The sequence below is a fragment of the Paenibacillus sp. N119s genome (assembly GCF_059447605.1).
The window spans coordinates 1-1,946 of sequence record NZ_JCAJRU010000416.1 but is presented as its reverse complement, the minus strand read 5'-3'; the positions used below and the strand labels follow the sequence as shown (position 1 = coordinate 1,946).

2 protein-coding genes are annotated in these 1,946 nt (G+C 35.9%); one reads left to right on the top strand and one right to left on the bottom strand.

The window, feature by feature from the left end; genetic code table 11:
• Positions 1 to 392: 392 nt before the first annotated feature.
• The gene (locus AC5V8P_RS25330) at positions 393 to 560 is read right to left on the bottom strand and encodes a hypothetical protein (RefSeq protein ID WP_155762536.1); all 168 of its coding nucleotides are present in this window, start codon (positions 558 to 560) and stop codon (positions 393 to 395) included.
• Positions 561 to 1,073: 513 nt separating this feature from the next.
• Between AC5V8P_RS25330 and AC5V8P_RS25325 the strand changes: the two genes are divergently transcribed.
• Positions 1,074 to 1,493 (top strand): hypothetical protein, encoded by a 420-nt coding sequence (locus AC5V8P_RS25325; RefSeq protein ID WP_064796492.1) that lies wholly within the window; start codon positions 1,074 to 1,076, stop codon positions 1,491 to 1,493.
• Positions 1,494 to 1,946 lie beyond the last annotated feature (453 nt).

Here is a 1,946-nt window from a genome sequence, read left to right as displayed (position 1 = left end):
TCAATGCCTATATGCTGGATTTCTTCGATATGTATCTGAAAAATCAAGGCGGAATCTTAATGAAAGGACCGGATAGCTGCTTTCCGGAGGTGAAGTTCGTAACCTCGCTATTATAAATTACGGAACAGGCAACCGATTTTGATATGCTCCCCTTCAAGTAGACAGGTTTAATAAATAAACCGCTACTTGAAGGGGAGTTTTCCATTGTCTATGAAGAACGATACAATGTGTTTGAGAAACTAGCCATCATACAGGAGTTAAAAGCAAGACAGAGCAGTCGTGTGGAAGTAGCAAAAAACATAACATCAGCGTTACCATCTTAGTGAAATGGCGACATCGCCAGCCGAACACAACTCTCAGATTGGATGAAGAAGTATAATGGTCATAGCCGCTTAAAAGCTTATAAAGGGGAAGCGAAAGCTATGAGCAAGGTGCGGTCTACCAATCATCAGGAACGAATAGACATTGTTCTTTACTGTCTTGCCCACAACCATGCCTACCAGAAGACTCCCAGGCTGCGATACGTGTGTGCCAATCTTGTCTGCATTGTTCTTTGGCATTCATGAGTTACCCTCCGTATTCAGGTTAATCTCATGATCTCATAGCTAGGTTAGTAGTTGAAGATGTGAAGAGTTTGACGCTTACTTATATACTGTATACACAAAAGTCCTCTCCAATTGAAGTTTTTACTTTTTATAAAGTAGATTGAAAACTTATGTAATATTGATAAATACATAAAATATCTAACATTTAATAATAACCATATAAATACAATTTATATAATAAAATAAATAAAACACATTGTTTCTCTTTAGAGAAAGATATATCATAACTCTTGTACAAATATATTTGCAGGAGGGGTACATTTGTTTCTACTTCATGCAAAATTTTTACCACCTATCTAGTAGTACTCTTACAACCTCTAGGCACATATAGGTACACATGTTTCTGATGCTACTATCAACTAGAATGTGAATTTTGGAACAATACTAGTGTTTTACTGGTATTCTTGTTCGTAGGGGATAAGTAAACGATTATTATTCCATTTAATTTTCTAAAGGAGATGTTTGATTATGAAAAAATATCAAAAAACAGCTATTGCAGTACTTTCTACCATGGCCATGCTCCTAGCACCTATCCAGGCAGCTTTCGCCGACGAGGCTGTTACTACAACTAATCCTCCTTCACAGGAGATTCAGGCACAAGAAGGAATTGACCTTTTTGCAAATAATCCATTACCAGGATATTTCAATCAAGGATTTAGTGTCCCTATATATTTAACGGGTAGTGTTGAGTTCACTTTTACTGCTCGCGCAATAGGTACTTATGTTTTTGAAGTTTATGATATGAATGGAGAACTAAAGGGAACCACACGTGTAAATGCAGGTGATTACGGAAACTATAGTACAAGTTTATCAAGACTTTTTCGTGGTTATCATAGGATTTCAGCAACATCTCCAGATGGTAGTGGTACATTCAATATTCGCTATTAACAGCAGTTATCGTAGTAGTTTTACGAACTGGGCGAACCTGTTATATTTGTTTTTGAAGACAACGACATCAATTTTTTCTTTTATGCAAAATGTAGTAAGGAAAAGTCTTATTTCAAAAAAGCAGATTGTAAAACATCAGTTTCTATTTTATTAATCATATGAAGTTTTAAGGAGAATCTCATGAATTAATAAAAAAATGCTCTGCTTACCAATTAATATTAACAGGCTTCTTATTTAATGGTCAGATTGGCATCTATCCTGTTCTTTTTGTTCGCTTTTTGTTCTTGTATGGGTCTTTTTTAATTATTTATTGTAGCAGTTTCACTTTATGTTACAACTTATTATTAAGACGGATTGTCAAGCTAAGTGCGACAGCTCCTCTGAAAAGGATTCGTGAGCGGTTCTCCAACCCAAGCATTTTCGTGGTCTATGGTTGATCAAGCGCAGAGCAGT

Coding starts and splice junctions, on each gene's coding strand:
- AC5V8P_RS25330 (WP_155762536.1), bottom strand. CDS start 560: ATGCCAAAGAACAATGCAGACAAGATTGGCACACACGTATCGCAGCCT.
- AC5V8P_RS25325 (WP_064796492.1), top strand. CDS start 1,074: ATGAAAAAATATCAAAAAACAGCTATTGCAGTACTTTCTACCATGGCC.